At 67.3% G+C, this 21,110-nt stretch carries 18 protein-coding genes; 7 read left to right on the top strand and 11 right to left on the bottom strand.

Features of this window, described 5'->3' with window-relative positions; genetic code table 11:
- Window positions 1-2: 2 nt before the first annotated feature.
- The 3 genes from ACFQ0E_RS09085 to coaE are packed head-to-tail and all read left to right on the top strand — an operon-like array spanning window position 3 to window position 2,776.
- The gene (locus ACFQ0E_RS09085) at window positions 3-1,262 is read left to right on the top strand and encodes a type II secretion system F family protein (RefSeq protein WP_386823336.1); all 1,260 of its coding nucleotides are present in this window, start codon (window positions 3-5) and stop codon (window positions 1,260-1,262) included.
- Between the two features lie 28 nt (window positions 1,263-1,290).
- The gene (locus ACFQ0E_RS09080; RefSeq protein ID WP_386823335.1) at window positions 1,291-2,154 is read left to right on the top strand and encodes a prepilin peptidase; all 864 of its coding nucleotides are present in this window, start codon (window positions 1,291-1,293) and stop codon (window positions 2,152-2,154) included.
- A gap of 7 nt (window positions 2,155-2,161) precedes the next feature.
- A complete protein-coding gene (gene coaE / locus ACFQ0E_RS09075; RefSeq protein WP_386823334.1) occupies window positions 2,162-2,776 on the top strand; it encodes a dephospho-CoA kinase in 615 nt (204 codons plus the stop codon).
- Between the two features lie 47 nt (window positions 2,777-2,823).
- Here coaE and ACFQ0E_RS09070 read toward each other — a convergent pair whose 3' ends face one another.
- From ACFQ0E_RS09070 to ACFQ0E_RS09050, 5 genes are all read right to left on the bottom strand, one after another.
- Complete coding sequence (locus ACFQ0E_RS09070) at window positions 2,824-4,119, bottom strand: Xaa-Pro dipeptidase (protein ID WP_386823333.1); 1,296 nt, start codon at window positions 4,117-4,119, stop codon at window positions 2,824-2,826.
- 107 nt (window positions 4,120-4,226) lie between these two features.
- Entirely contained in the window at window positions 4,227-5,147 is a 921-nt protein-coding gene (gene cyoE, locus ACFQ0E_RS09065) for a heme o synthase (protein ID WP_386823332.1), read from the bottom strand.
- Window positions 5,148-5,156: 9 nt separating this feature from the next.
- On the bottom strand, window positions 5,157-6,341 hold the full coding sequence (locus tag ACFQ0E_RS09060; RefSeq protein WP_386823331.1) for a COX15/CtaA family protein: 1,185 nt from the start codon (window positions 6,339-6,341) through the stop codon (window positions 5,157-5,159).
- Between the two features lie 53 nt (window positions 6,342-6,394).
- The gene (locus tag ACFQ0E_RS09055) at window positions 6,395-6,961 is read right to left on the bottom strand and encodes a hypothetical protein (RefSeq protein ID WP_386823330.1); all 567 of its coding nucleotides are present in this window, start codon (window positions 6,959-6,961) and stop codon (window positions 6,395-6,397) included.
- 7 nt (window positions 6,962-6,968) lie between these two features.
- Entirely contained in the window at window positions 6,969-7,718 is a 750-nt protein-coding gene (locus ACFQ0E_RS09050) for an SURF1 family protein (protein WP_386823329.1), read from the bottom strand.
- A gap of 72 nt (window positions 7,719-7,790) precedes the next feature.
- Between ACFQ0E_RS09050 and ACFQ0E_RS09045 the strand changes: the two genes are divergently transcribed.
- Window positions 7,791-8,021 carry a twin transmembrane helix small protein gene (locus ACFQ0E_RS09045; protein WP_386823328.1) on the top strand — a complete coding sequence of 77 codons (231 nt, stop codon included), beginning with the start codon at window positions 7,791-7,793 and terminating at the stop codon, window positions 8,019-8,021.
- A gap of 169 nt (window positions 8,022-8,190) precedes the next feature.
- Here ACFQ0E_RS09045 and ACFQ0E_RS09040 read toward each other — a convergent pair whose 3' ends face one another.
- From ACFQ0E_RS09040 to coxB, 5 genes are read right to left on the bottom strand one after another with little or no spacing between them, the layout of a single operon-like run.
- Entirely contained in the window at window positions 8,191-9,075 is an 885-nt protein-coding gene (locus ACFQ0E_RS09040; protein WP_386823327.1) for a cytochrome c oxidase subunit 3, read from the bottom strand.
- Between the two features lie 44 nt (window positions 9,076-9,119).
- The gene (locus ACFQ0E_RS09035) at window positions 9,120-9,704 is read right to left on the bottom strand and encodes a cytochrome c oxidase assembly protein (RefSeq protein WP_386823326.1); all 585 of its coding nucleotides are present in this window, start codon (window positions 9,702-9,704) and stop codon (window positions 9,120-9,122) included.
- The gene (locus tag ACFQ0E_RS09030) at window positions 9,701-9,838 is read right to left on the bottom strand and encodes a hypothetical protein (RefSeq protein WP_386823325.1); all 138 of its coding nucleotides are present in this window, start codon (window positions 9,836-9,838) and stop codon (window positions 9,701-9,703) included. The genes ACFQ0E_RS09035 and ACFQ0E_RS09030 overlap by 4 nt, the downstream gene beginning before the upstream one ends.
- A 28-nt stretch (window positions 9,839-9,866) precedes the next feature.
- Complete coding sequence (gene ctaD, locus ACFQ0E_RS09025) at window positions 9,867-11,489, bottom strand: cytochrome c oxidase subunit I (RefSeq protein WP_386823324.1); 1,623 nt, start codon at window positions 11,487-11,489, stop codon at window positions 9,867-9,869.
- Window positions 11,490-11,512: 23 nt separating this feature from the next.
- Entirely contained in the window at window positions 11,513-12,454 is a 942-nt protein-coding gene (gene coxB / locus ACFQ0E_RS09020; protein ID WP_386823323.1) for a cytochrome c oxidase subunit II, read from the bottom strand.
- Window positions 12,455-12,754: 300 nt separating this feature from the next.
- Between coxB and putA the strand changes: the two genes are divergently transcribed.
- The 3 genes from putA to ACFQ0E_RS09005 all read left to right on the top strand — a co-directional run bounded on the left by putA (window position 12,755) and on the right by ACFQ0E_RS09005 (window position 20,152).
- The gene (putA, locus tag ACFQ0E_RS09015; RefSeq protein WP_386823322.1) at window positions 12,755-15,982 is read left to right on the top strand and encodes a bifunctional proline dehydrogenase/L-glutamate gamma-semialdehyde dehydrogenase PutA; all 3,228 of its coding nucleotides are present in this window, start codon (window positions 12,755-12,757) and stop codon (window positions 15,980-15,982) included.
- Window positions 15,983-16,268: 286 nt separating this feature from the next.
- Window positions 16,269-18,674: a Tex family protein gene (locus ACFQ0E_RS09010; RefSeq protein WP_386823321.1), complete on the top strand. Its 2,406-nt coding sequence runs from the start codon at window positions 16,269-16,271 to the stop codon at window positions 18,672-18,674.
- A 206-nt stretch (window positions 18,675-18,880) separates the two neighbouring features.
- Window positions 18,881-20,152 carry an alpha/beta hydrolase gene (locus ACFQ0E_RS09005; RefSeq protein ID WP_386823320.1) on the top strand — a complete coding sequence of 424 codons (1,272 nt, stop codon included), beginning with the start codon at window positions 18,881-18,883 and terminating at the stop codon, window positions 20,150-20,152.
- Between the two features lie 27 nt (window positions 20,153-20,179).
- Here the strand turns inward: ACFQ0E_RS09005 and ACFQ0E_RS09000 are convergent, their stop codons facing one another.
- Window positions 20,180-21,064, bottom strand: a complete 885-nt coding sequence (locus tag ACFQ0E_RS09000) for a 2OG-Fe(II) oxygenase (RefSeq protein ID WP_386823319.1) — start codon at window positions 21,062-21,064, stop codon at window positions 20,180-20,182.
- Window positions 21,065-21,110 lie beyond the last annotated feature (46 nt).

Below are 21,110 nucleotides of genomic sequence, written 5' to 3'. Positions count from 1 at the left end.
CCATGGCCGCCTCCCGCACCGTCGCCAAGAACGCCCCCGCCGAACGCGCCGGCAACACGATGCCCCTCTATGTCTGGGAGGGCACCGACAAGCGCGGCGTGAAGATGAAGGGCGAGCAGCAGGCCAAGAACACCAACATGCTGCGCGCCGAACTGCGCAGGCTGGGCATCACGCCGACCGTGGTCAAGCCCAAGCCCAAGCCGCTGTTCGGTGCCGCAGGCAAGAAGATCAGCGCACGCGACATCGCCATCTTCAGCCGCCAGATCGCCACGATGATGAAGTCCGGCGTGCCGCTGGTGCAGTCGCTGGAGATCATCGGCAACGGCCAGAAGAACGTGCGCATGAAGAACCTCGTCGAGTCCGTGCGCACGGACATCGAAGGCGGCTCCTCGATCTACGAAGCGATGTGCAAGCATCCGATCTATTTCGACGAGCTGTATCGCAACCTCGTGCGTGCGGGCGAATCCGCGGGCGTGCTCGAAACCGTGCTCGACACGATCGCGACCTACAAGGAAAACCTCGAGACCCTCAAGGGCAAGATCAAGAAGGCGCTGTTCTACCCGGCGATGACCATCGTGGTCGCGATCCTGGTCAGCTCGGTCATGCTGATCTACGTCGTGCCGCAGTTCGAGGACGTGTTCAAGAACTTCGGCGCCGAACTTCCGGCCTTCACGCAGATGATCGTGGCGGCGTCGAGGTTTCTGGTGTCCTGGTGGTGGCTCATGCTGTTCGTCGTCGGCGGCGTGCTGATCAGCTTCTTCTTCGCCTACAAGCGCTCGGCCAACTTCCGGCACACGCTCGACAAGCTGATCCTCAAGGTCCCGGTGATCGGCCTGATCATGCACAACTCGGCGATCGCGCGCTTCTCGCGCACGCTGGCGGTGACGTTCCGTGCGGGCGTGCCGCTGGTCGAGGCGCTGGAAAGCGTCGCAGGCGCGACCGGCAATGCCGTCTACGAAAAGGCCGTGTGGCGCATCCGCGACGACGTGTCGGTGGGTTACCCCGTCAACATGGCGATGAAGCAGGCCAACCTGTTCCCGCACATGGTCATCCAGATGGCCGCCATCGGCGAAGAGGCCGGTGCGCTCGACTCGATGCTCTTCAAGGTGGCCGAGTTCTACGAGCAGGAAGTGAACAACTCGGTGGACGCGCTGACCAGCCTGCTGGAACCACTGATCATGGTGATCATCGGCGTGCTCGTGGGCAGCATGGTCGTCGGCATGTACCTGCCGATCTTCAAGCTCGCCGCCACCATCGGCTGATCGAGACAGAGACCGGATCCGCGCATCGATGGCATTCCTCGACCAGAACCCGGCCCTCGGTTATCCGATCGCGGCCGGGCTCGGCCTCCTCGTGGGCAGTTTCCTCAACGTCGTCATCCTGCGCCTGCCGCGCAAGCTGGAATGGGAATGGAAGCGCGACGCGCGCGACGAGCTGGAACTGCCCAACGACATGTACGATCCGCCGCCGCCGGGGATCGTGGTCGAGCCATCGCATTGCCCGCACTGCCAGCACAAGCTGTCGTGGTACGAGAACATCCCGGTCTTCAGCTGGCTGGCGTTGGGCGGCAAATGTCGCAAGTGCAGGACGCCGATCTCCTTCCAGTACCCGGCCGTCGAACTGCTGACGATGCTGCTGGTCGTCGCCTGCGTGTGGCGCTTCGGTTTCGGCTGGCAGGGCTTCGGCGCCTCGCTGCTCAGCTGCTTCCTGGTCGCGGGCGCAGGCATCGATCTGCGCAAGCAGCTGTTGCCCGACCAGATCACCCTCGTCCTGCTTTGGCTGGGGTTGATCGCCAGTGTCGACAACCTGTTCGTGCCTGCGAAGGCGGCAATCGCCGGCGCGGTACTCGGCTATGTCTCGCTGTGGACCGTCTACTGGGTCTACAAGCAGCTCACCGGCAAGGTCGGCATGGGCCACGGTGACTTCAAGCTGCTTGCGGCGCTGGGCGCCTGGGCCGGCTACAAGGCGCTGCTGCCCATCGTGCTCGTCGCGTCCCTGGCCGGCGCGATCATCGGCTCGATCTGGCTGTTTTCCAAGGGCCGCGACCACAGCATCCCGATTCCGTTCGGCCCCTACCTCGCCGCCGCCGGCTGGATCGTCTTCCTCTGGGGCGGCGATCTGATGGCCCTGTACCAGCGCGTGCTGCCCTACTGATCTCCCGATGGCGACGTACTGCATCGGGCTGACCGGCGGCATCGCCTCGGGCAAGACCGCAGTGACCCGCGCGTTCGAAGCCCTGGGCATCGTGGTCGCGGACGCCGACATCGCCGCGCGCGATGCGGTGGCACCGGGCAGCGCAGGCTTGGCGGAAATCGTCGAGGTCTTCGGCCACGACGTGCTCGATGCCGACGGCAAGCTCGATCGCGCCGCGATGCGCAAACGGGTGTTCGACGATGCCGATGCGCGCCGCCGCCTCGAAGGCATCGTGCATCCCCGCGTGCGCGCGCTGCTCGTCGAGCAATGCGAAGCCGCCACCAGTCCCTACGCCATCGCCGCGATCCCGCTGCTCGCAGAAGTCGGCGGACGCGCGGCCTATCCCTGGCTGCAGCGGATTCTGGTCGTCGATGTCCCGGTCGAAACGCAGCGGCAGCGACTGATCCAGCGTGACGGCATCGACGCCACGCTCGCGGACCGGATGATCGACGCTCAGGCCACACGCGCACAGCGCCTCGCCATCGCGGATGACATGATCGTCAATGCGGGAACGCTGGAAGATCTGCAGCGGCATGTCGCGGCGCTGGATGCGCGCTATCGGCGACTGGCCGCCCCGGGATGAGGCATGGTGCCGCGCATCCTTGCGCGGACCTGCAGGCGAGCGCCCGATTACTGCTCGCGCGCGACTACCCCACCCTTCATCACGAACCCGACCCGCTCCAGCGCGGTGACGTCGGTCGAAGGATCGCCCGGCACGGCGACCAGGTCGGCATAACGACCTGCTTCGATCACGCCGATGTCGTTGCGACCGAGCGCCTCTGCGGCGTTGAGTGTCGCAGCCTGGATCGCCTGCACCGGCGTCATGCCGTAACGCACCATCACCGCGAACTGCTTCGCGTTGTCGCCGTGCGGGAAGATGCCGGCGTCGGTGCCGTAGACCATCTTCACGCCGGCCTGGTGGGCGCGGCGGAAGTTCTGTCGCTGCAGTTCGGCGATTTCGCGATCCTTGCGCAGGTTGTCCTCGAGCACGCCGTTCTTCGCGCCTTCGGCCTGCGTGTAGTCGGTGTTGTAGATGTCCATCGAGAGATAGGTGCCGTTCTGCTTCGCGAGGCGGATGCCTTCGTCGTCGATCAGGCTGGCGTGCTCGATGGTGTCGATGCCAGCGCGGATCGCTTCGCGGATACCGGTCGTACCGTGCGCGTGCGCAGCAACCTTCAGCCCCCACATGCGCGCTTCGTCGGCGACCGCCTTCATCTCGGCATAGGTCATCTGCTGCTGACCGGGTTCGGTGTTGCGCGAGAACACGCCGCCGGTGGCGCAGATCTTGATGACCTGTGCGCCGTACTTGCGCACTTCGCGCACGGAGCGACGCGCTTCTTCGGCATTGTCGGCGTTGTATTCGTTGCGGTCGCGCATCGACGGCGGGAAGTAGGTCGAGTCGCAGTGTCCGCCGGTGGCGCCGAAGGCGTAGGCCGCCGGCACGATACGCGGACCGACGACGCGTCCCTGGTCGATCGCCTGCTGCAGGCCGACGTCGTTCCAGTCGTCGGCGCCAAGGTTCCGGATGGTGGTGAAGCCGGCCATCAGCGTCTTCTGCGCATGCGTGACCGACACCGCGGACCAGAAGCGGTCGTTGAACTGCAGGTAGGAATAGCCGCTGAAGGTCGGGTCGCTGTCGATGTGCACGTGCATGTCGATCAGGCCCGGGAGCACGGTCATGTTGCCGAGGTCATGACGGGGCAGGCCTGCCCCGCCCTCCAATGCACGACCATCGCTGGCGACCTGCTTGATGCGGCCGTCCTGGACGAGGATCTGCACGTCCTTCAGCATGCGGCCGCTGCGCACGTCGAGCATGCGCGCGGCGGTGACGACACTGCCCCGGGCCTCCGGCGCAGGCGCTGCGGATGCGGCGAAGCTCAGGGACAGGATGGCGGCAGACAGCAGCGACAGGCACGCACGGCGCATGGAACGACCCTCGACATTGGATCGTCCAAGCGTAGCGCCGCAGCCGGGATGGGTCGAGTGACCGTCCGGAGACGGGCAAGCACGATCAACGCGAGGTCAATCCGTTATCAGCCGGCGGGCTGCAGCTCGAAGGCCGGCACCGGCGCCAGCAGGGGCATCAGCCAGTGGTCCAGCAGCAGGAAGGCGAACAGCGCCATCAGGTACACGATCGAGTAATTGAACGTGCGCATGGCGAAGAAATCGTCCGGCGGATCGAGCAGGCGCCACGCGTACCAGAGGAACACCGCGCCCAGCACCAGCGCGCCACCGAGGTAGAAGGCACCGCTCATCTTCACCGCATAGGGCAGCACGGTCACGATCACCAGCAGCACCGTGTACAGCAGGATCTGCCAGCGCGTGTACTGCACGCCGTGCGTCACCGGCAGCATCGGCACCAGCGCGCGCGCGTAGTCGTCGCGGCGGAAGATCGCCAGCGCCCAGAAATGCGGCGGCGTCCAGACGAAGATGATCAGCACCAGCAGCAGCGCGTGCGCCCAGTCCCACTCGTTGCGCATGCCGGTGACCGCAGCCCAGCCCAGCAGCGGCGGCGCGGCGCCGGCGATGCCGCCGATGACGATGTTCTGCGGCGTGGCGCGCTTGAGCCAGGCGGTGTAGACGATGGCGTAGCCGATCAGAGACGCGAAGGTGAGCGCGGCGGTGATCGGGTTCACCATCGAGATCAGCATCGTCATCGACAGCGCGCCGAGGAACACCGCGAAGGCCAGCACCTGCGCGGGCTTGAGCGCCCCGGTGGCCAGCGGGCGGTGCTGCGTGCGCGCCATCACCCGGTCGATGCGCTGGTCGATCAGGTGGTTGATCGCCGCCGCACTCGACGCCGCCAGCCAGATGCCGAGGAAACCGAACACGCTTTCGCGCAGCGGCGGCAGTCCCGGTACGGCCAGGAACATGCCGACGAAGGCGGTGAACACGATCAGCGCCACCACGCGCGGCTTGGTCAGCGCCCAGTATTCGCGCATCGGAAAGGCCATGGTCAGCGGTTATTCCGTAGGACGGCGCAGCCGCGCCAGCAGGCTGACCAGCAGCAACAGCAGCAGCGCGGCACCGGCGTTGTGCAGGGTGGCCACGGCCAGCGGCAGGCCCAGCTTCACGTTGGCGATGCCCAGGCCGACCTGGATCAGCGTGAGCGCAGCGAGCACGACGCCGGTCAGCCACAGCCCCGGCGTGCGGATCAGCTTCACCGCCAGCGCAAGCAGGTAGGCGAAGACCACGATCGCCATGATCCGATGCGCGAGCTGGATCGCGATGCGCGATGCGCCGTCGAGCACGCCGCCTTCGTAATCCACGCCGACGCCGCGCCACAGGACGAAGCCTTCGCGGAAGTCCGTCGGCGGCACCCACTTGCCGACGCAGGTCGGGAAATCGTTGCCGCAGGCCAGCGCGGCGTAGTTGGCGCTGACCCAGCCGCCGAGCGCGATCTGCACGCCCACGACGAATACGGCGCCGATCAGCCACCAGCGCATCGCGGTGGCGCCGGCGATGCGAATCGGCCGGTCGGTGGCGCGCCATGCCATCCACGACAGCATCGCCAGGGTGGTCATGCCGCCGAGCAGATGCCCCATGACGATGACCGGCTTGAGCAGCATCGTCACCGTCCATTTGCCGAGCAGCGCCTGGAACACGATCAGCATCAGCGTGAAGGCCGCCGCCCTCGCGAGGTCGTCGTTGCTCCATCGCAGCGCCGCGACGAGCAGGATCAGTTCGCCGATGACGGCGGAGGCCAGCGCCGCAGCGATGTAGCCGTGCATGTACAGCGGGATGCCGGCGGCGACGAAGCCGGAGGCGACGAGGATCTGGGCGATACCGAGCTTGCGCTTGCGCGCGGCCAACAGGCTGAGGATCAGCACCAGCAGGCCCAGCGTGGCGGCAGCATGACGGTGGACCTGCTCGCGCCAGGCCTTGTGGGTCTCGAACGGGCGGATCTCGCTCGCCGAATGCGCCGCGGCTTCGGAGACTTCCTTGGGCCACGCCGCACGGCCGTAGCAGGTCGGCCAGTCGGGACAGCTCAACCCCGCGTCGGAGAGGCGCACGAAGGCGCCGAACACGATCACGCACAGCGTGAGCGCGACCGCGAGCCATGCGATCCGGTGGAAATGCTTATGGACAGCAGGTTTATGGACGGCGGGCCTGGCAGCGGCAGGCTTGGAGGCGGCGGGATTATTCACGGCAGGCCGATGATCAGGGGGGCGGGACGAAGGCGAAGTGTCGGTGGCGTCGGTCATTTCAGTTTCAGCAGCCTGGCCACGTCGGTACGCAGATGCCCGGGATCGAAGCCGGGAGCGTAGCGCAGAATGACGAAGCCGTTGGGGTCGATGACATAGACGGGAACGCCCTTGGGGTCATCCACGCGCGGCAGCCCGGCTCGCAGGGCCGGCTCGTCGCGGAGCAGACGCAACGCCGGGGAGCGCAGGCCTTTTTCCGGGAATTCGCCGATCCACAGCAGGTGGACGTGATCGGCGCGCTGCGCGAACAGTTCGCGCACCAGTTCGAGGTCCTGGGTCAATTTGACGCAGGGCGCATCGCAGCCCGGTGGCGCGGCGACGACGATCCGCCACATGCGTTCGCCCGGGTTCCAGCGATATTCGCCGCCATCGACCAATGTCGGCACGACCTGGCGCAGGTCGCCGGGAGGATCGAGCAGTTCGCCGTGGTTCTTCATGCCCTCCGGGCGCCAGCCCGAGAAGCGCAGCAGGCCTGCGACGAGGAAGCCGCCGAAGAACATGGCGAAGATCGCGATCAGCGCGAGACGGTTGCGGTTGCGTCGGGACGGATCGGGCGTGGTCATTGCAGCGTTACTCAGGCGTGTGTCCAGGAGACGAACGAAGGCGACGGGCACGGCGCACGGTCAGCAGCACGGCGGTCACCAGCACTGCCAGTGCGAGCGCGAACCACTGCACGGCGTAGCCGAGATGCTTTTCCGGCGGCAGCGTGTTGGGGAGGATGTCGAAATCGCGCCGGTAGCCGAAGCCGGCCTCCGCTTCCGGCCGCAGCACGCGCGGCGCGAGGCCGGGCAGGCGCAGCGCGCGAGCGATGGCGTCGGGCTCGACCTGCGTCGCCAGGAGGCTGCCATCGGGCTGCGGCTGCGGCTCGCCGAGGCGCAGGCCGCTGCCCGGCGGCGGCAGCAGCAGGCCGCGCAGTGCATCGCGTGCGGGATCGCGCGGCACCTGCGGCAGGGTGCGATCGGGCGGCAGGGCGACCCAGCCGAGATCGACGAGCAAACGAACGCGGGCCTCGGTCTCGAACACGCGATACGCACGCACGCCGACACGGCCCTGCAGTTGCTGGTTGTCGAGCAGCACCGCAGGGGCATCGAGGAAACGCCCCCTGATCTCGACCCAGTCGTAGGCATCGGCGCGCGCGGAATCGACGATCACGCTGGCAGGCTGCGCGGTGCGCGCGGTGAGGGCACGCTGCGCGTCGGCGAGCATCTCGCGCTTGATCTCGGCGCGGCCGAGCTGCCACACGCCCAGCGATGCGAAACCCGCCATCGCCAGCAACGCGAACGCCCACAGCAACACCGGATGTCGGCGCAATCCGGACATCACCCCCTCGCCTCCATCGCCTGCGATAATGCACGGCACAACGGGCGCAACCGCGCGCCTGCGGAGGTGGTCATGAGCGATTCGTTGAAGACCCTGCTCATCGTCGGGTTTCTGATCCTGATTCTGTGGAACCTGGGCGCCGGGCTCTATTACATGCTGGTCGACAAGGGGCAGACCAAACGCACGGTCAACGCCCTGACCAAGCGCATCGCCTTGTCCGTGGCGCTGATCCTGCTGCTGATCCTGGCCATCTACATGGGATGGATCGAGCCGCACGGCGTGGGTCGCAACCCGGCCGGATGAACCCGTCGAACGGATTTGCAGCCCGCGACACCGATACGGAACACGGGCAGTGACGGATTCGAACGCGACGCAACACCGATGACCCAGACACGAAGGCCGGCGCAATGCCGGCCTTCCGCGTTTCCGTCGAACGAAGACCGCTCCGGCGCGACGCCGGAGCAGCCCGGGATCACAGGACGTAGACGAAGAGGAACAGGCCCAGCCAGACCACGTCGACGAAGTGCCAGTACCAGGCCACCGCTTCGAACGCGAAGTGGTTTTCCTTGGTGAAGTGGCCCTTGGCGCAGCGCAGCCACATGATCGCCAGCATGATGGTGCCGAGGGTCACGTGCGCGCCGTGGAAGCCGGTGAGCATGAAGAAGGTCGAGCCGTAGATGCCAGAACCCATGGTCAGGTTCAGCTCGTTGTAGGCGTGCATGTATTCCTCGACCTGCAGCACGAGGAACACGCAGCCCAGCAGCACGGTGGCGCCCAGCCAGAACAGCAGGGCCTTGCGCTGCGCGGCCTTCAGCGCATGGTGCGCCAGGGTCACGGTGACGCCGGAGGTCAGCAGGATCAGGGTGTTGATCAGCGGCAGGCCCCAGGCCGGGATCGTCTGGAAGGTGCCACCGACCTGGCCCGGGCCGCTGCTCGGCCAGGCCGCCGTAAAGTTCGGCCACAGGGTCGCATTGGTCATCGCGCCGTCGCCTTCGCCGCCGAGCCACGGCAGCGCGAACTGGCGGGCGTAGAACAGCGCGCCGAAGAAGGCTGCGAAGAACATCACTTCCGAGAAGATGAACCAGACCATGCCCATGCGGAAGGACACGTCGACCTGCTTGTTGTAGAAGCCGCTGACCGATTCGAGGATCACGTCGGCGAACCACTTGAACAGGATGCCGGCCAGGCCGAGCAGGCCGACATAGAAGGTCGCCTTGCCCCAGCTGGCATGGTTCAGCCAGCTGGCGAGGCCGAGCATGGTGACGAACAGGAAGACCGAGGCGAAGACCGGCCACTTGCTGCTGTGCGGCACGAAGTAGATCGCGGAATCGTGGTGGTCGGCGTGCGCTTGGGCCATGGCGGTCGTCTCGCGTGGGGCTGTCGGAATGGGTGGAGAACAGGTCAGGGCGCGCTGCGCGGCGCACCTGCCGCGCCGGCCGCAGGCTCGGAAAGCCTGGCGGTCAGCACGTCGTTCTTGAAGAAAGTGTAGGACAAGGTCACGGTCTTCACGTCGTCGGGCAGGCCCGGGTCGACGATGAAGCGCACCGGCATGTCGCGCGATTCGCCGGCGGCGAGGGTCTGCGCGGTGAAGCAGAAGCATTCGGTCTTGTTGAAATACTGCGACGCGCGGGCCGGCGCCACCGATGGCGTGGCGCTGCCGACGATGTCGCGGTCGCTGCGGTTGCGGGCCACGTAGGTCGTCTCGTAAGGCTCGCCCGGACGCACCTGCATCGTCAGCACGTGGGGCTGGAATTCCCACGGCAGCTTGGAGTTGACGTTCGAATCGAAGACCACGGTGACCATGCGGTCATCGCGCACGGCGGCGACGGCGTCGCCCTCCGCGGCCGGCCCACGCTCGAGGCGGATGCCGAACACCTTCTCGCAGGCGATGCGGTACAGAGGCACCAGCGAGAAGCTGAAACCGAAGGCCAGCAGGGTCACCGCAACCATGCCGCCGATGCCGATGCGATGTCGCTTCGCGCTCATTTGGCCACCGCGTTCAGCACGATGAAGCCCACGTAGACCGCGAACGCGATCGACGCGAACACCAGCGCGGTCCGCCGCGCCGAAGCGCGACGGGCAGCGACCTGTTCCTGCGTAAGGGGCGCTTGCGTGCTCATGCCTGCCGTGGGACGCCGATCAATGGGTTCAGTGGGTGATGTCGCCGTGGGCGAGATCGCCGTCCTTGATCACCGGCGGCGTGGTGAAGGTGTGGTGCGGCGCCGGCGACGGCACGGTCCACTCCAGGCCCTTCGCACCTTCCCACGAGCGGGCTTCCGCCTTGGCGCCGTGCTTGAGCGAATGCCACAGCACGAAGGCCATGATGAACGGCGTGGCGAACATGCCGAAGGCGCCGATCGAGCTGATCAGGTTCCAGTCGGCGAACACGACGTTGTAGTCCGGAATGCGGCGCGGCATGCCGGCCAGGCCCAGGAAGTGCTGCGGGAAGAACAGCAGGTTGACGAAGATCATCGACCACCAGAAGTGGAACTTCGCCAGCTTCTCGTTGTACATGCGGCCGGTCCACTTCGGCCACCAGTAGTACACGGCGGCGATGATCGCGAACAGGGCGCCGGTGACCAGCACGTAGTGGAAGTGCGCGACGACGAAGTAGGTGTCGTGGTACTGGAAGTCCGCCGGGACGATCGCGAGCATCAGGCCCGAGAAACCGCCGATGGTGAACAGGATGACGAAGGCGATCGCCCACAGCATCGGCGATTCGAAGCTGATCGAGCCGCGCCACATCGTGGTGACCCAGTTGAACACCTTCACGCCGGTCGGGACCGCGATCAGCATGGTCGCGAACATGAAGTAGATCTCGCCACCGAGCGGCATGCCGACGGTGAACATGTGGTGCGCCCACACGATGAACGAGAGGAAGGCGATCGACGCGGTTGCGTACACCATCGCCTGGTAACCGAACAGCGGCTTGCGGCTGAAGGTCGGGATGATTTCCGACACGACGCCGAAGGCCGGCAGGATCATGATGTAGACCTCGGGGTGACCGAAGAACCAGAAGATGTGCTGGAACATCACCGGGTCGCCGCCGCCGGCCGCGTTGAAGAAGCTGGTCAGGAAGAACTTGTCGGTGAGCAGCATGGTCACCGCGCCGGCGAGCACCGGCATCACCGCGATCAGCAGGAAGGCGGTGATCAGCCAGGTCCAGCAGAAGATCGGCATCTTCAGCAGGTCGACGCCCGGGGCGCGCATGTTGAGGATGGTCGCGATGATGTTGATCGCGCCCATGATCGAGCTGATGCCCATCATGTGGATGGCGAAGATCGCGAACGACAGGTTGAAGCCGCCCTGCAGCGACAGCGGCGGATACAGCGTCCAGCCGCCGGCAGGCGCGCCGCCCGGCAGGAAGAACGTCATGAGCAGCAGCGCGAAGGCGAACGGCATGATCCAGAAGGACCAGTTGTTCATGCGCGGCAGGGCCATGTCGGGCGCGCCGATCTGCAGCGGCACCATCCAGTTGGCCAGGCCGACGAAGGCCGGCATGACGCCGCCGAAGATCATCACCAGCGCGTGCATGGTGGTCATCGAGTTGAAGAACTCGGGGCTGACGTGCTGCAGGCCCGGGGTCATCAGCTCGGTGCGGATCACCACGGACATCGCGGCGCCGATGATGAACATCACGAAGCTGAACACGAGGTACAGCGTGCCGATGTCCTTGTGGTTGGTCGAGAAGAACCAACGATCGATGAAGCCCTGCTTGTGGCCGTGGTCGTCGTGATGGTCAGCGGCGTGGTCGGCGTGAGTGGTGGCCATGACTTACCTCGAATGTGATGCGATCAGCCGGCCGACTTGGCGGCGGCTGCGGGGGCGTTCTGTTCGGCGGCGGCGGTCACCGGCGCGGCGGCTTCGGCAGCCGGCACGGCTTCGGTGGCCGGGGCCTCGGCGGGCGCTGCCGGCGCGGCGGGGGCCGGCGGCGCGTTCTTCGCGCGCTGCTCGGCGGCCCACTGGGCGAACTCGGCCTTGCTCACGGCCTTGACCACGATCGGCATGAAGCCATGGTCCTTGCCGCACAGCTCGGCGCACTGGCCGCGGTAGATGCCCGGCGTCTTGATCTCGGTCCAGGCTTCGTTGGTGATGCCCGGGATCGCGTCCTGCTTCCAGCCCAGCGCCGGCACCCACCATGCGTGGATCACGTCGTCGGCCTGGATGAGGAAATGGATCTTGGTGTCGACCGGGACGACCAGCGGGTTGTCCACGTCGAGCAGGTAGTGCGCATGGCCGGCGGTGCGGGCATCGACCTTGCTCTGGCGGATCTGGTCGCTCTTGCGGTCGAGGCGGCTGGTGAAACCGAAGGACTCGCCCGGTTTGGTGCCCGGGTACTCGTACTTCCAGAGCCACTGGTAGCCGGTGATCTTGATCGTCATCTCCGCGTTGCGGGTGTCGTACATCGCGATCAGCTTCTTGGTGGCCGGGAAGGCCATCGCCACCAGCAGCAGGACCGGCACGGCCGTCCAGACGATCTCGAGCTTCGTGCTGTGGGTGAAGTCCACGTCGGGCTTGGCGCCCTTGGACTTGCGGAACTTGAACATGGCGTAGGCCATGGCGCCGAACACGATCACGCCGATGACCACGCAGATCCAGAGCGCCAGCATGTGCGCTTCGTAGGCGTGTTTCGACGATTCGGTGACACCCTGCCCCATGTTCAGCTGCCAGGGCTTGGGATCGGCCGCCTGGGCCATCGCCGCCACCGGCACCAGGAGCGAAGCCAGGGCGATCATCGCCCGACCCCACGTTGTCCAACACGCACGCGTTTGCACCATGGCCCAAAACCCCAAAAGTCTGACTGCCCGAGTCTTCATAGGTTGCTAGGGAGGCCGAAGGACGCGTGTCGTGCCGACTGGACAGGCGCACGAGCGTCGATTCGACCCCGGGGAACCGAAGAATGGTATCCGTTCGCGCCCCGCACGAGCAAGCAAACCCCGCCGTTCTGCCATACCGTTATAAGCTCGGGGGTACGGAAACGCGTGCGCCCACGATAGAATCCGCGGCTTCCTTCCGCACGCCGGGCTCCTGCCAACGTGACCGCCGATCCGATCCTGTCCCCCGAACTTCCGGCCCGGCCGGATCCGCTGCGCGCGGCGATCACCGCCGCCTGGGTCCGCGACGAGGCCGAGCATGTCCGCGAACTGCTCGCGGACGCCCGCCAGCCCCATCCCGACTGGAGCGCGGCCGACCGCGCCGCCGTCCAGGCCACCGCGGCCGACCTCGTGCGCCGGGTGCGTGCGCGGGCGCAGGACCAGGGCGCGATCGAAGCCTTCATGCGCCAGTACGACCTGGGCAGCGAGGAAGGCGTGCTGCTGATGTGCGTGGCCGAGGCCCTGCTGCGCATCCCGGACCAGGACACCGCCGACAAGCTGATCCGCGACAAGCTCGGTGAGGCAGACTGGAAACGGCATCTGGGCCAGTCCGACTCCGTGCTGGTCAATGCCTCGACCTGGGGCCTGATGCTGACCGGCACCCTGGTCAATCTCGCCGACGACACCAAGCGCGACGTGCACAACGCCTTCAAGCGCCTGATCAGCCGCGTCGGCGAGCCGGTCATACGCCTCGCGGTGCGCCAGGCGATGCGGATCATGGGCCATCAGTTCGTCATGGGCCGCACCATCGACGAGGCCCTCGCCCGCAGCCGCAAGGGCGACAACGCGAACTACCGCTATTCGTTCGACATGCTCGGCGAAGGCGCGCTGACCACGAAGGACGCGCAGCGCTACCTCGAGGCCTACCGCATGGCAATCCACGCCATCGGCAAAAGCGGCCCGAACGGCCATTTCCGCGATGCCGACGTGTTCGCCACGCCCAGCATCTCGGTCAAGCTGTCCGCGTTGCATCCGCGCTACGAGCACGCCAAGCGCGCCCGCGTGTTCGCCGAACTCGGCCCGGGCCTGCTGGAGCTGTCGCAGCTGGCGAAGCAGTACGGCATCGGCCTGACCATCGACGCAGAAGAGACCGACCGCCTCGAGCTGTCGCTCGACCTGATCTTCGGCGTGCTCGCCGATGCCTCGCTGCAGGACTGGAACGGCTTCGGCATCGTGGTCCAGGCCTACCAGAAGCGCGCGCCGTTCGTGATCGACTTCATCGCCGACCAGGCCCGTCGCCTTGGCCGCATCATTCCGGTGCGCCTGGTGAAGGGCGCCTACTGGGACAGCGAGGTCAAGCGCGCCCAGGTCGATGGCCAGAGCGGCTATCCGGTGTTCACGCGCAAGCCCAACACCGACGTGTCCTACCAGGCCTGCGCCTGCCGCCTGCTCAAGGCGACCGACGCGGTCTATCCGATGTTCGCCACGCACAACGCGCAGACCATCGCCGCTATCCACCGCATGGCCGCGACCGTGCTCGGCGCCGGCGCGGCGTCCGGCAACGCGACGTCGAAGTACGAATTCCAGAAGCTGCACGGCATGGGCGACGATCTCTACGCCGAGGTCATCCCGGCCGACCGTCTGAACGTGCCCTGCCGCGTGTACGCGCCGGTGGGTTCGCACGAGGACCTGCTGCCGTATCTCGTGCGCCGCCTGCTCGAGAACGGCGCCAATTCCAGCTTCGTGAACCGCATCACCGACGAGGCCGTGTCGATCGACGATCTGATCCGCGATCCGATCGAAGTCGCGTCCGCCTTCGACAGCATTCCGCATCCGCGCATCCCGCTGCCCGTGGATCTGTTCCGCAGCCAGGGCCATGAGAGAGACAATTCGATGGGTATCAACCTCGCCAACGACGCGCAGCTGCGCGCCCTCGCCGACCAGATCAACGCCGCCGTCACCGGCGACTGGACCGCAGCGCCGCTGGTGCCGGGCGCCAGCGCCTCCGGCACGAAGATCGCCGTGACCAATCCCGCCGACCGCCGCCAGACCGTCGGCCACTGGCAGGCTGCCGACAGCGCCACCGTCGAGCAGGCGCTGCAGAACGCGGTCGCCGCGCAGCCTGCATGGGATGCCACCCCGGCCGCCAGCCGCGCCGCGATCCTCGAACACGCCGCCGCGCTGCTCGAAGCGCGCATGCCGGCCTACATCGCGCTGTGCACCAAGGAAGCGGGCAAGACCATTCCCGACGGCGTCGCCGAAGTGCGCGAAGCGGTGGACTTCCTGCGCTATTACGCCGGCCAGGCGCGCAAGCATTTCGCGCCCGAGGCCCTGCCCTCGCCCACCGGCGAATCCAACACCCTGCAGCTCGCCGGTCGCGGCGTGTTCGTCTGCATCTCGCCGTGGAACTTCCCGCTGGCGATCTTCATGGGCCAGGTCGCCGCCGCGCTCGCCGCAGGCAACAGCGTGATCGCCAAGCCCGCCGAGCAGACCAACCTCGTCGGCTACGCCGCCGTGAAGCTGCTGCACGAAGCCGGCATCCCGGAGGCCGTGCTGCAGTTCCTGCCCGGCGATGGCGCCACCGTCGGTGCCGCCCTGACCCGCGACCCGCGCGTGGCCGGCGTCGCGTTCACCGGTTCGACCGACACCGCCCGCGCGATCAACCGCGCCATGGCCGCGCGCGACGCCGCGATCGGCGTGCTGATCGCCGAAACCGGCGGCCAGAACGCGCTGATCGCCGACTCCTCGTCGCTGCCGGAACAACTCGTCAAGGATGCGGTCTCCTCCGCGTTCACCTCCGCCGGCCAGCGCTGCTCGGCCGCGCGCGTGCTGTTCGTGCAGGACGACATCGCCGACAAGGTCGTGCACATGCTCGCCGGCGCGATGGCCGAGCTGAAGGTCGGCGACCCCGGCCTGCTGTCGACCGACGTCGGCCCGGTGATCGACACCGACGCCCTGGCGCTGCTCGAAGACCATGCTGCGCGCATGGCGAAGGAAGCGAAGCAGATTGCCGTTGCCACCACCGACGACTCGGTCGCGCACGGCAGCTTCTTCGCCCCGCGCGCCTGGGAACTGACTTCGCTGTCGCAGCTGACGCGCGAGAACTTCGGTCCGGCCCTGCACGTGATCCGCTGGAAGGCCAACCAGCTCGACCAGGTCGTCGACACCATCAACGCCACCGGCTTCGGCCTGACCCTCGGCATCCACTCGCGCATCGACGAAACCATCGACCGCATCGTGCAGCGCGCCAAGGTCGGCAACATCTACGTCAACCGCAACCAGATCGGCGCGGTCGTCGGCGTGCAGCCCTTCGGCGGCCAGAACCTGTCCGGCACCGGCCCCAAGGCCGGCGGCCCGCACTACCTGCCGCGCTTCGCCACTGAGAAGACCGTCACCGTGAACACCACGGCGGCCGGCGGCAATGCGTCGCTGCTGACGCTGGGCGATTGATTCGCCGCCACACCGTTCCATGCGTCATCGACACGGGCCGCATATGCGGCCCGTGTCGTTTTCTTCGATCACATCCGTATTGGCGAAGCATCAAAAGCATCGTCATCCTCGCGCAAGCGAGGACCCACGCTTGATCGCCACTGATGGCTGGGTCCTCGCTTGCGCGAGGATGACGAGGGGCTTTCCTCTCCGGAAACACAGCACATCCCCCGCCCCGGCGCCAGCCTGTACGCGCACAGCCAGCGCGGTGACAATCCGACCTCAGTCGTTCAACCGCGAAGTCCCGATGTCCAGCACCACCGCCGCACCCGAAAGCCTGCCTGCCCCCGTCCGCTCCGCCGCCAGCATCGCGGCTGTCATCGCGGAGACCATCGCCGCCGAGATCGAGGCCAAGCCGGCGCAGGTGCGCGCGGCGGTCGAGCTGCTCGACGAGGGCGCGACCGTGCCGTTCATCGCGCGCTACCGCAAGGAAGTCACCGGCGGGCTGGACGACACCCAGCTGCGCAATCTCGAAACGCGCCTGGGCTACCTGCGCGAGATGGAAGATCGCCGCGACGCGATCCTCGCGTCGATCGCCGAACAGGGCAAGCTGACCAAGGCACTGCTCGGCGACCTGCTCGCTGCGGACAGCAAATCGCGCCTGGAAGACCTCTACCTGCCCTACAAGCCGAAGCGCCGCACCAAGGCGCAGATCGCGCGCGAAGCCGGGCTGGAACCGCTGGCCGATGCGATCCTCGCCGATCCCTCGATCGATCCGTCCGAACGCGCGAAAGCCTTCGTCGACGCCGACAAGGGCGTGGCCGATGCCGTCGCCGCACTCGACGGTGCCCGGGCCATCCTGATCGAACGCTTCGGCGAAGACGCCGCACTGGTCGGCGAGCTGCGCACCTGGCTGCAGCAGAAGGGCGTGCTGCGCGCGAAGGTGATGCCGGGCAAGGAACACGAGGGCGCGAAATACCGCGACTACTTCGACCACAGCGAGCCGCTGTCGACGATTCCCTCGCACCGCATGCTCGCGCTGCTGCGCGGTCGCCGCGAGGAAATGCTGTCGGTCGATCTCGAACCGACGACCGATGTCGAACAAGGCAATGCCTATGCCGAGGGCCGCGTCGCGCTGGCCGCCGGCATCGCCGCACAGGGCCGCCCCGCCGACAAGTGGCTCACCGACACCTGCCGACTCGCGTGGCGCGGCCGCCTGCTGATGACGCTGTCACTCGAACTGGTCGCCGCCGCGCGCGAAAAGGCCGAAGCCGAAGCGATCGCGGTGTTCGGCGACAACCTCAAGGACCTGCTGCTCGCCGCACCCGCAGGCCCGCGTTCGGTGCTCGGCCTCGACCCCGGCCTGCGCACCGGCGTGAAGGTCGCGGTGGTCGATTCGACCGGCAAGCTGGTCGCGACCGACACCATCTATCCGCATGAACCCAAGCGGCAGTGGGATGCCTCGATCGCCACGCTGCGGAAGCTCTGCGCCGCGCACAAGGTCGAACTGGTCGCGATCGGCAACGGCACCGCCTCGCGCGAGACCGACAAGCTCGCCGCCGAACTGATGTCGAAGCATCCGGAGCTGAAGCTCACCAAGATCATGGTCAGCGAAGCCGGCGCGTCGGTGTATTCGGCCTCGGAGCTGGCCGCGAAGGAATTCCCCAGCCTCGACGTGAGCCTGCGCGGCGCGGTGTCGATCGCACGCCGCCTGCAGGATCCGCTCGCGGAACTGGTGAAGATCGAGCCCAAGGCGATCGGCGTCGGCCAGTACCAGCACGACGTGAACCCGTACGCGCTGGCGCGTTCGCTCGACGCCAGGGTGGAGGACTGCGTGAACGCGGTCGGCGTGTACGTGAACACCGCCTCGGCGCCGCTGCTGGCGCGCGTGTCCGGCCTGTCGTCGACCGTCGCCGAGAACATCGTCGCGTATCGCGACCAGCACGGCGCGTTCAAGTCGCGCCGCGAACTGCTGAAGGTGCCGCGCCTGGGCGACAAGACTTTCGAACAGTGCGCCGGCTTCCTGCGCATCGCCGACGGCGACCAGCCGCTCGATGCCTCGGCCGTGCACCCGGAAGCCTATCCGGTGGTCGAACGCATCGTGAAGGCCTGCGGCCGTCCGGTCGCGCAGCTGATCGGAGACGCCTCTGCACTGCGCAACCTGAAGCTCGAAGACTTCACCGACGAACGCTTCGGCCTGCCGACCGTTCGCGACATCGTCAAGGAACTGGAAAAACCCGGCCGCGACCCGCGCCCCGAATTCAAGGCCGCGCGCTTCACCGACGGCATCGAGACCATCGCCGACCTGCAGCCGGGCATGGTACTGGAAGGCGTGGTCACCAACGTGGCCGCATTCGGCGCCTTCGTCGACGTCGGCGTGCACCAGGATGGTCTCGTGCACATCTCCGCGCTGTCCGACAAGTTCGTGAAGGATCCGCGCAGCGTCGTGAAAGTCGGCGACGTGGTGAAGGTGAAGGTGATGGAGGTCGACGTGCCGCGCAAGCGCATCGGCCTGAGCTGCCGCCTCGATGACGTGCCCGGCGAAACCCGCAAGGACGCGCGCGGTGGACAGCGCGACGACGCACGCGGCAGCGGCTCGGCGCGTCCGCAGTCGCGCGACACGCGCGGCGCCCCGCAGAAGCCGCGTCCCGGCCAGTCCGCACCGCCCGCGAACACAGCGATGGCCGACGCGCTGCGCGCGCTCAAGCGCTGATCGCCAGCGCCCGCCGCAGACGCGGGCGCCCCCCTGCACCTGCCCATCCCCCTTGTGTATGCTCGGCCGCAGGGGGATCGGGCGTGCCGTAGGCAGAGACAACGCCATCCCGCACCGCCACGCGCATGGCTGGCTGCTCACAGGGAGGATGGCATGTCCGCAGGATTCGAACCGATCGTCGCCGCCTTGTCCGGAAGGGCACCCGCATGAGCACGTTCACCGAGCTTCTCGCGCAACTCGAAACCGCCGTGCGCGCCGGCGATCGTGCGCGCGCGCTGGAGCTGGCCCGCGTGATCCAGCAGCAGCTGGTCCAGGCCGGGCAGGAACGCGCTGCGGTGGAACGCCAGGTGCGGGCCCTGCTGGCCGAACTGGAGGCGGCACAAACCGCTGGCAAGGACCTCAAACGGCTGGAGTGGGACATCAGGACCCTCCGGGACGGCAACAAGGCCATGCCGGGCGATGCCGTGCATCCGCGCAACGCGGCGCAGGACGAGGACATCGTCTATCCGGTGTGGTTCGGTACCAATCGCCGGCAGGAGGCCGACGGCAGCTTCGGCGCACGGCGCAGCAGTCAGACCACCCGCGGGCGGGTGGACGTGTTCGTGCCGGAGGCGCATCGCTTCGGAGAAATCGGCACGCCGTTCTGGAAGAAGCTGCTGCGCCGCGACCTGCGCGACGACACCCTGCGCATCCAGGGCACCGCCACGCAGTCGCACCAGGCGTGGCTGGAGGAACTGCGGCAGACGCTGCGCGACGCCGCCGCTGCCGGCGACGAGACGCACGCACTGGTCTTCATCCACGGCTTCAACGTCACGTTCGAGGAGGCTGCGATTCGTGCTGCGCAGATCGGCGTGGACCTCGATGTGCCGGGCGCCACCGCCTTCTTCAGCTGGCCCTCGCGCGGCAACGTGATCGATTATCCGGTCGACGAGGCCTGCATCGAGGCCAGCGAGCGTGCGATCACCGACTTCCTCGTCGATTTCGCCGCCGAGGTCGGCGCGCGGAAACTGCACCTGATCGCGCACAGCATGGGCAATCGCGGCCTGCTCCGCGCCCTGCAGCGCATCGCGGCGAATGCGCAGACGCGCGGCAAGGTGAAGTTCGACCAGATCTTCCTGGCCGCACCGGACGTGGACCGCGACCTGTTCCTGGACCTGGCCGCGCTCTACGGCGAACACGCCGCGCGCACCACGCTCTACGCTTCCGATGCCGACCTGCCCGTGCACGTGTCCTCGGAACTGCACCAGGCGGCGCGCGCCGGCTATTTCGAGCCCTACACCGTCGCACAGGGCGTGGACACCATCGCGGTGCCGGACTTCGATCTCGACCTGCTCGGCCACTCGTACTTCGCGCAGGCCGAATCGCTGCTGTACCACATGCGCGAATTGATGCTGCATGGCAAGGCCAAGGTCACGGCATCGCGACTGAAGCCCGCGACCGACGTGTCCGGCGCGACCTTCTGGAAACTCAGGCGCTGAGTTGCGGCGGAATCGCCGATCGCACGATCACGCGAACACGCCCTCGCGCAGCCATTTGGTCGCCACCCACTTTTCGCCGGACTGCACCGGTGCGCCGCCGTGCAGGCTCTTCGACGAGGGGTCGGGCACGGGATAGCTGAAGAACAGCGCGCTGCCGCGCTTCGGCGCGAAGCTCAGGCCGAGGTCCGGGAAGGTGGTATCGCCGCCGCGCTCGGGCTCGCGCAGATACATCAGGAAAGTGGCGACGCGCTGGCCGCCGCGCGCCAGCAGCGGCGCTGCGCCGGGCTGGGTGGGATCGAAATAGTCGTAGTGCGGCTCGTAGCGGTCGCCGGGTCGGTAGTGCAGCACCTGCAGGTGTTCGCCATGGGACACCGGCCACTGCAGCAGCTTCGCGATGCGCGCCTCGATCGTGCGCACCAGCGGCGTCTCGTCGCGATGGAAGAACATGCCGCGACTGGTGCGCACCGTGTCGACCATCGTCTCGCCGGTGCGCGGATCGGCAGTCATCGAGCGCTGCATGCGCGGCCGCGCCGCCTCGATCAGCCGGTCGCATTCCTGTTTGCTCAGGAAATCCCCGAACAGCACGATCCGCGGCGTCGGCAGGTGCATCAGCACCGGCACGCGGCGGTCACCGACATCGACATACAGCGCGCCGTCGTCGATCGCGGGCACGGGCATCGGTTTCGCGACCTCCGGCGCACCATGCAACTCTGCTCTCTCCGGCGCTGCCGCCGTCGCAGGCGAGGCCCCGGGATCCGCAGGTTGGCCCATCGCCTGCGCGATCAGCCCCATCGCGACATCCCGCCGCCAGCCGCGATCGCACATCGCCTGCAGCAGCACGTGCGAGGGTTGCCCCGCGCGGATCTGCTCGACCAGCCAAACCGTGATATTGCGATACTGGGTGTCGTTCATTCTCGGTGCCGCTGCCTGTTGCGCGGCATCGCTGCCGCCGCCTCGT

Origin of the sequence: Lysobacter brunescens, assembly GCF_042677005.1 — a bacterium.
Lineage (GTDB): Bacteria > Pseudomonadota > Gammaproteobacteria > Xanthomonadales > Xanthomonadaceae > Lysobacter_I > Lysobacter_I brunescens.
Note: the sequence above shows the minus strand (reverse complement) of the source record. Positions and strands in the feature narration are given on the sequence as shown.

Bases quoted from the DNA above. Each gene is read 5' to 3' on its own strand.
- ACFQ0E_RS09085 (WP_386823336.1), top strand. From the start codon at position 3: ATGGCCGCCTCCCGCACCGTCGCCAAGAACGCCCCCGCCGAACGCGCC.
- ACFQ0E_RS09080 (WP_386823335.1), top strand. From the start codon at position 1,291: ATGGCATTCCTCGACCAGAACCCGGCCCTCGGTTATCCGATCGCGGCC.
- coaE (WP_386823334.1), top strand. From the start codon at position 2,162: ATGGCGACGTACTGCATCGGGCTGACCGGCGGCATCGCCTCGGGCAAG.
- ACFQ0E_RS09070 (WP_386823333.1), bottom strand. From the start codon at position 4,119: ATGCGCCGTGCGTGCCTGTCGCTGCTGTCTGCCGCCATCCTGTCCCTG.
- cyoE (WP_386823332.1), bottom strand. From the start codon at position 5,147: ATGGCCTTTCCGATGCGCGAATACTGGGCGCTGACCAAGCCGCGCGTG.
- ACFQ0E_RS09055 (WP_386823330.1), bottom strand. From the start codon at position 6,961: ATGACCACGCCCGATCCGTCCCGACGCAACCGCAACCGTCTCGCGCTG.
- ACFQ0E_RS09050 (WP_386823329.1), bottom strand. From the start codon at position 7,718: ATGTCCGGATTGCGCCGACATCCGGTGTTGCTGTGGGCGTTCGCGTTG.
- ACFQ0E_RS09045 (WP_386823328.1), top strand. From the start codon at position 7,791: ATGAGCGATTCGTTGAAGACCCTGCTCATCGTCGGGTTTCTGATCCTG.
- ACFQ0E_RS09040 (WP_386823327.1), bottom strand. From the start codon at position 9,075: ATGGCCCAAGCGCACGCCGACCACCACGATTCCGCGATCTACTTCGTG.
- ACFQ0E_RS09035 (WP_386823326.1), bottom strand. From the start codon at position 9,704: ATGAGCGCGAAGCGACATCGCATCGGCATCGGCGGCATGGTTGCGGTG.
- ACFQ0E_RS09030 (WP_386823325.1), bottom strand. From the start codon at position 9,838: ATGAGCACGCAAGCGCCCCTTACGCAGGAACAGGTCGCTGCCCGTCGC.
- ctaD (WP_386823324.1), bottom strand. From the start codon at position 11,489: ATGGCCACCACTCACGCCGACCACGCCGCTGACCATCACGACGACCAC.
- coxB (WP_386823323.1), bottom strand. From the start codon at position 12,454: ATGATCGCCCTGGCTTCGCTCCTGGTGCCGGTGGCGGCGATGGCCCAG.
- ACFQ0E_RS09010 (WP_386823321.1), top strand. From the start codon at position 16,269: ATGTCCAGCACCACCGCCGCACCCGAAAGCCTGCCTGCCCCCGTCCGC.
- ACFQ0E_RS09005 (WP_386823320.1), top strand. From the start codon at position 18,881: ATGAGCACGTTCACCGAGCTTCTCGCGCAACTCGAAACCGCCGTGCGC.
- ACFQ0E_RS09000 (WP_386823319.1), bottom strand. From the start codon at position 21,064: ATGAACGACACCCAGTATCGCAATATCACGGTTTGGCTGGTCGAGCAG.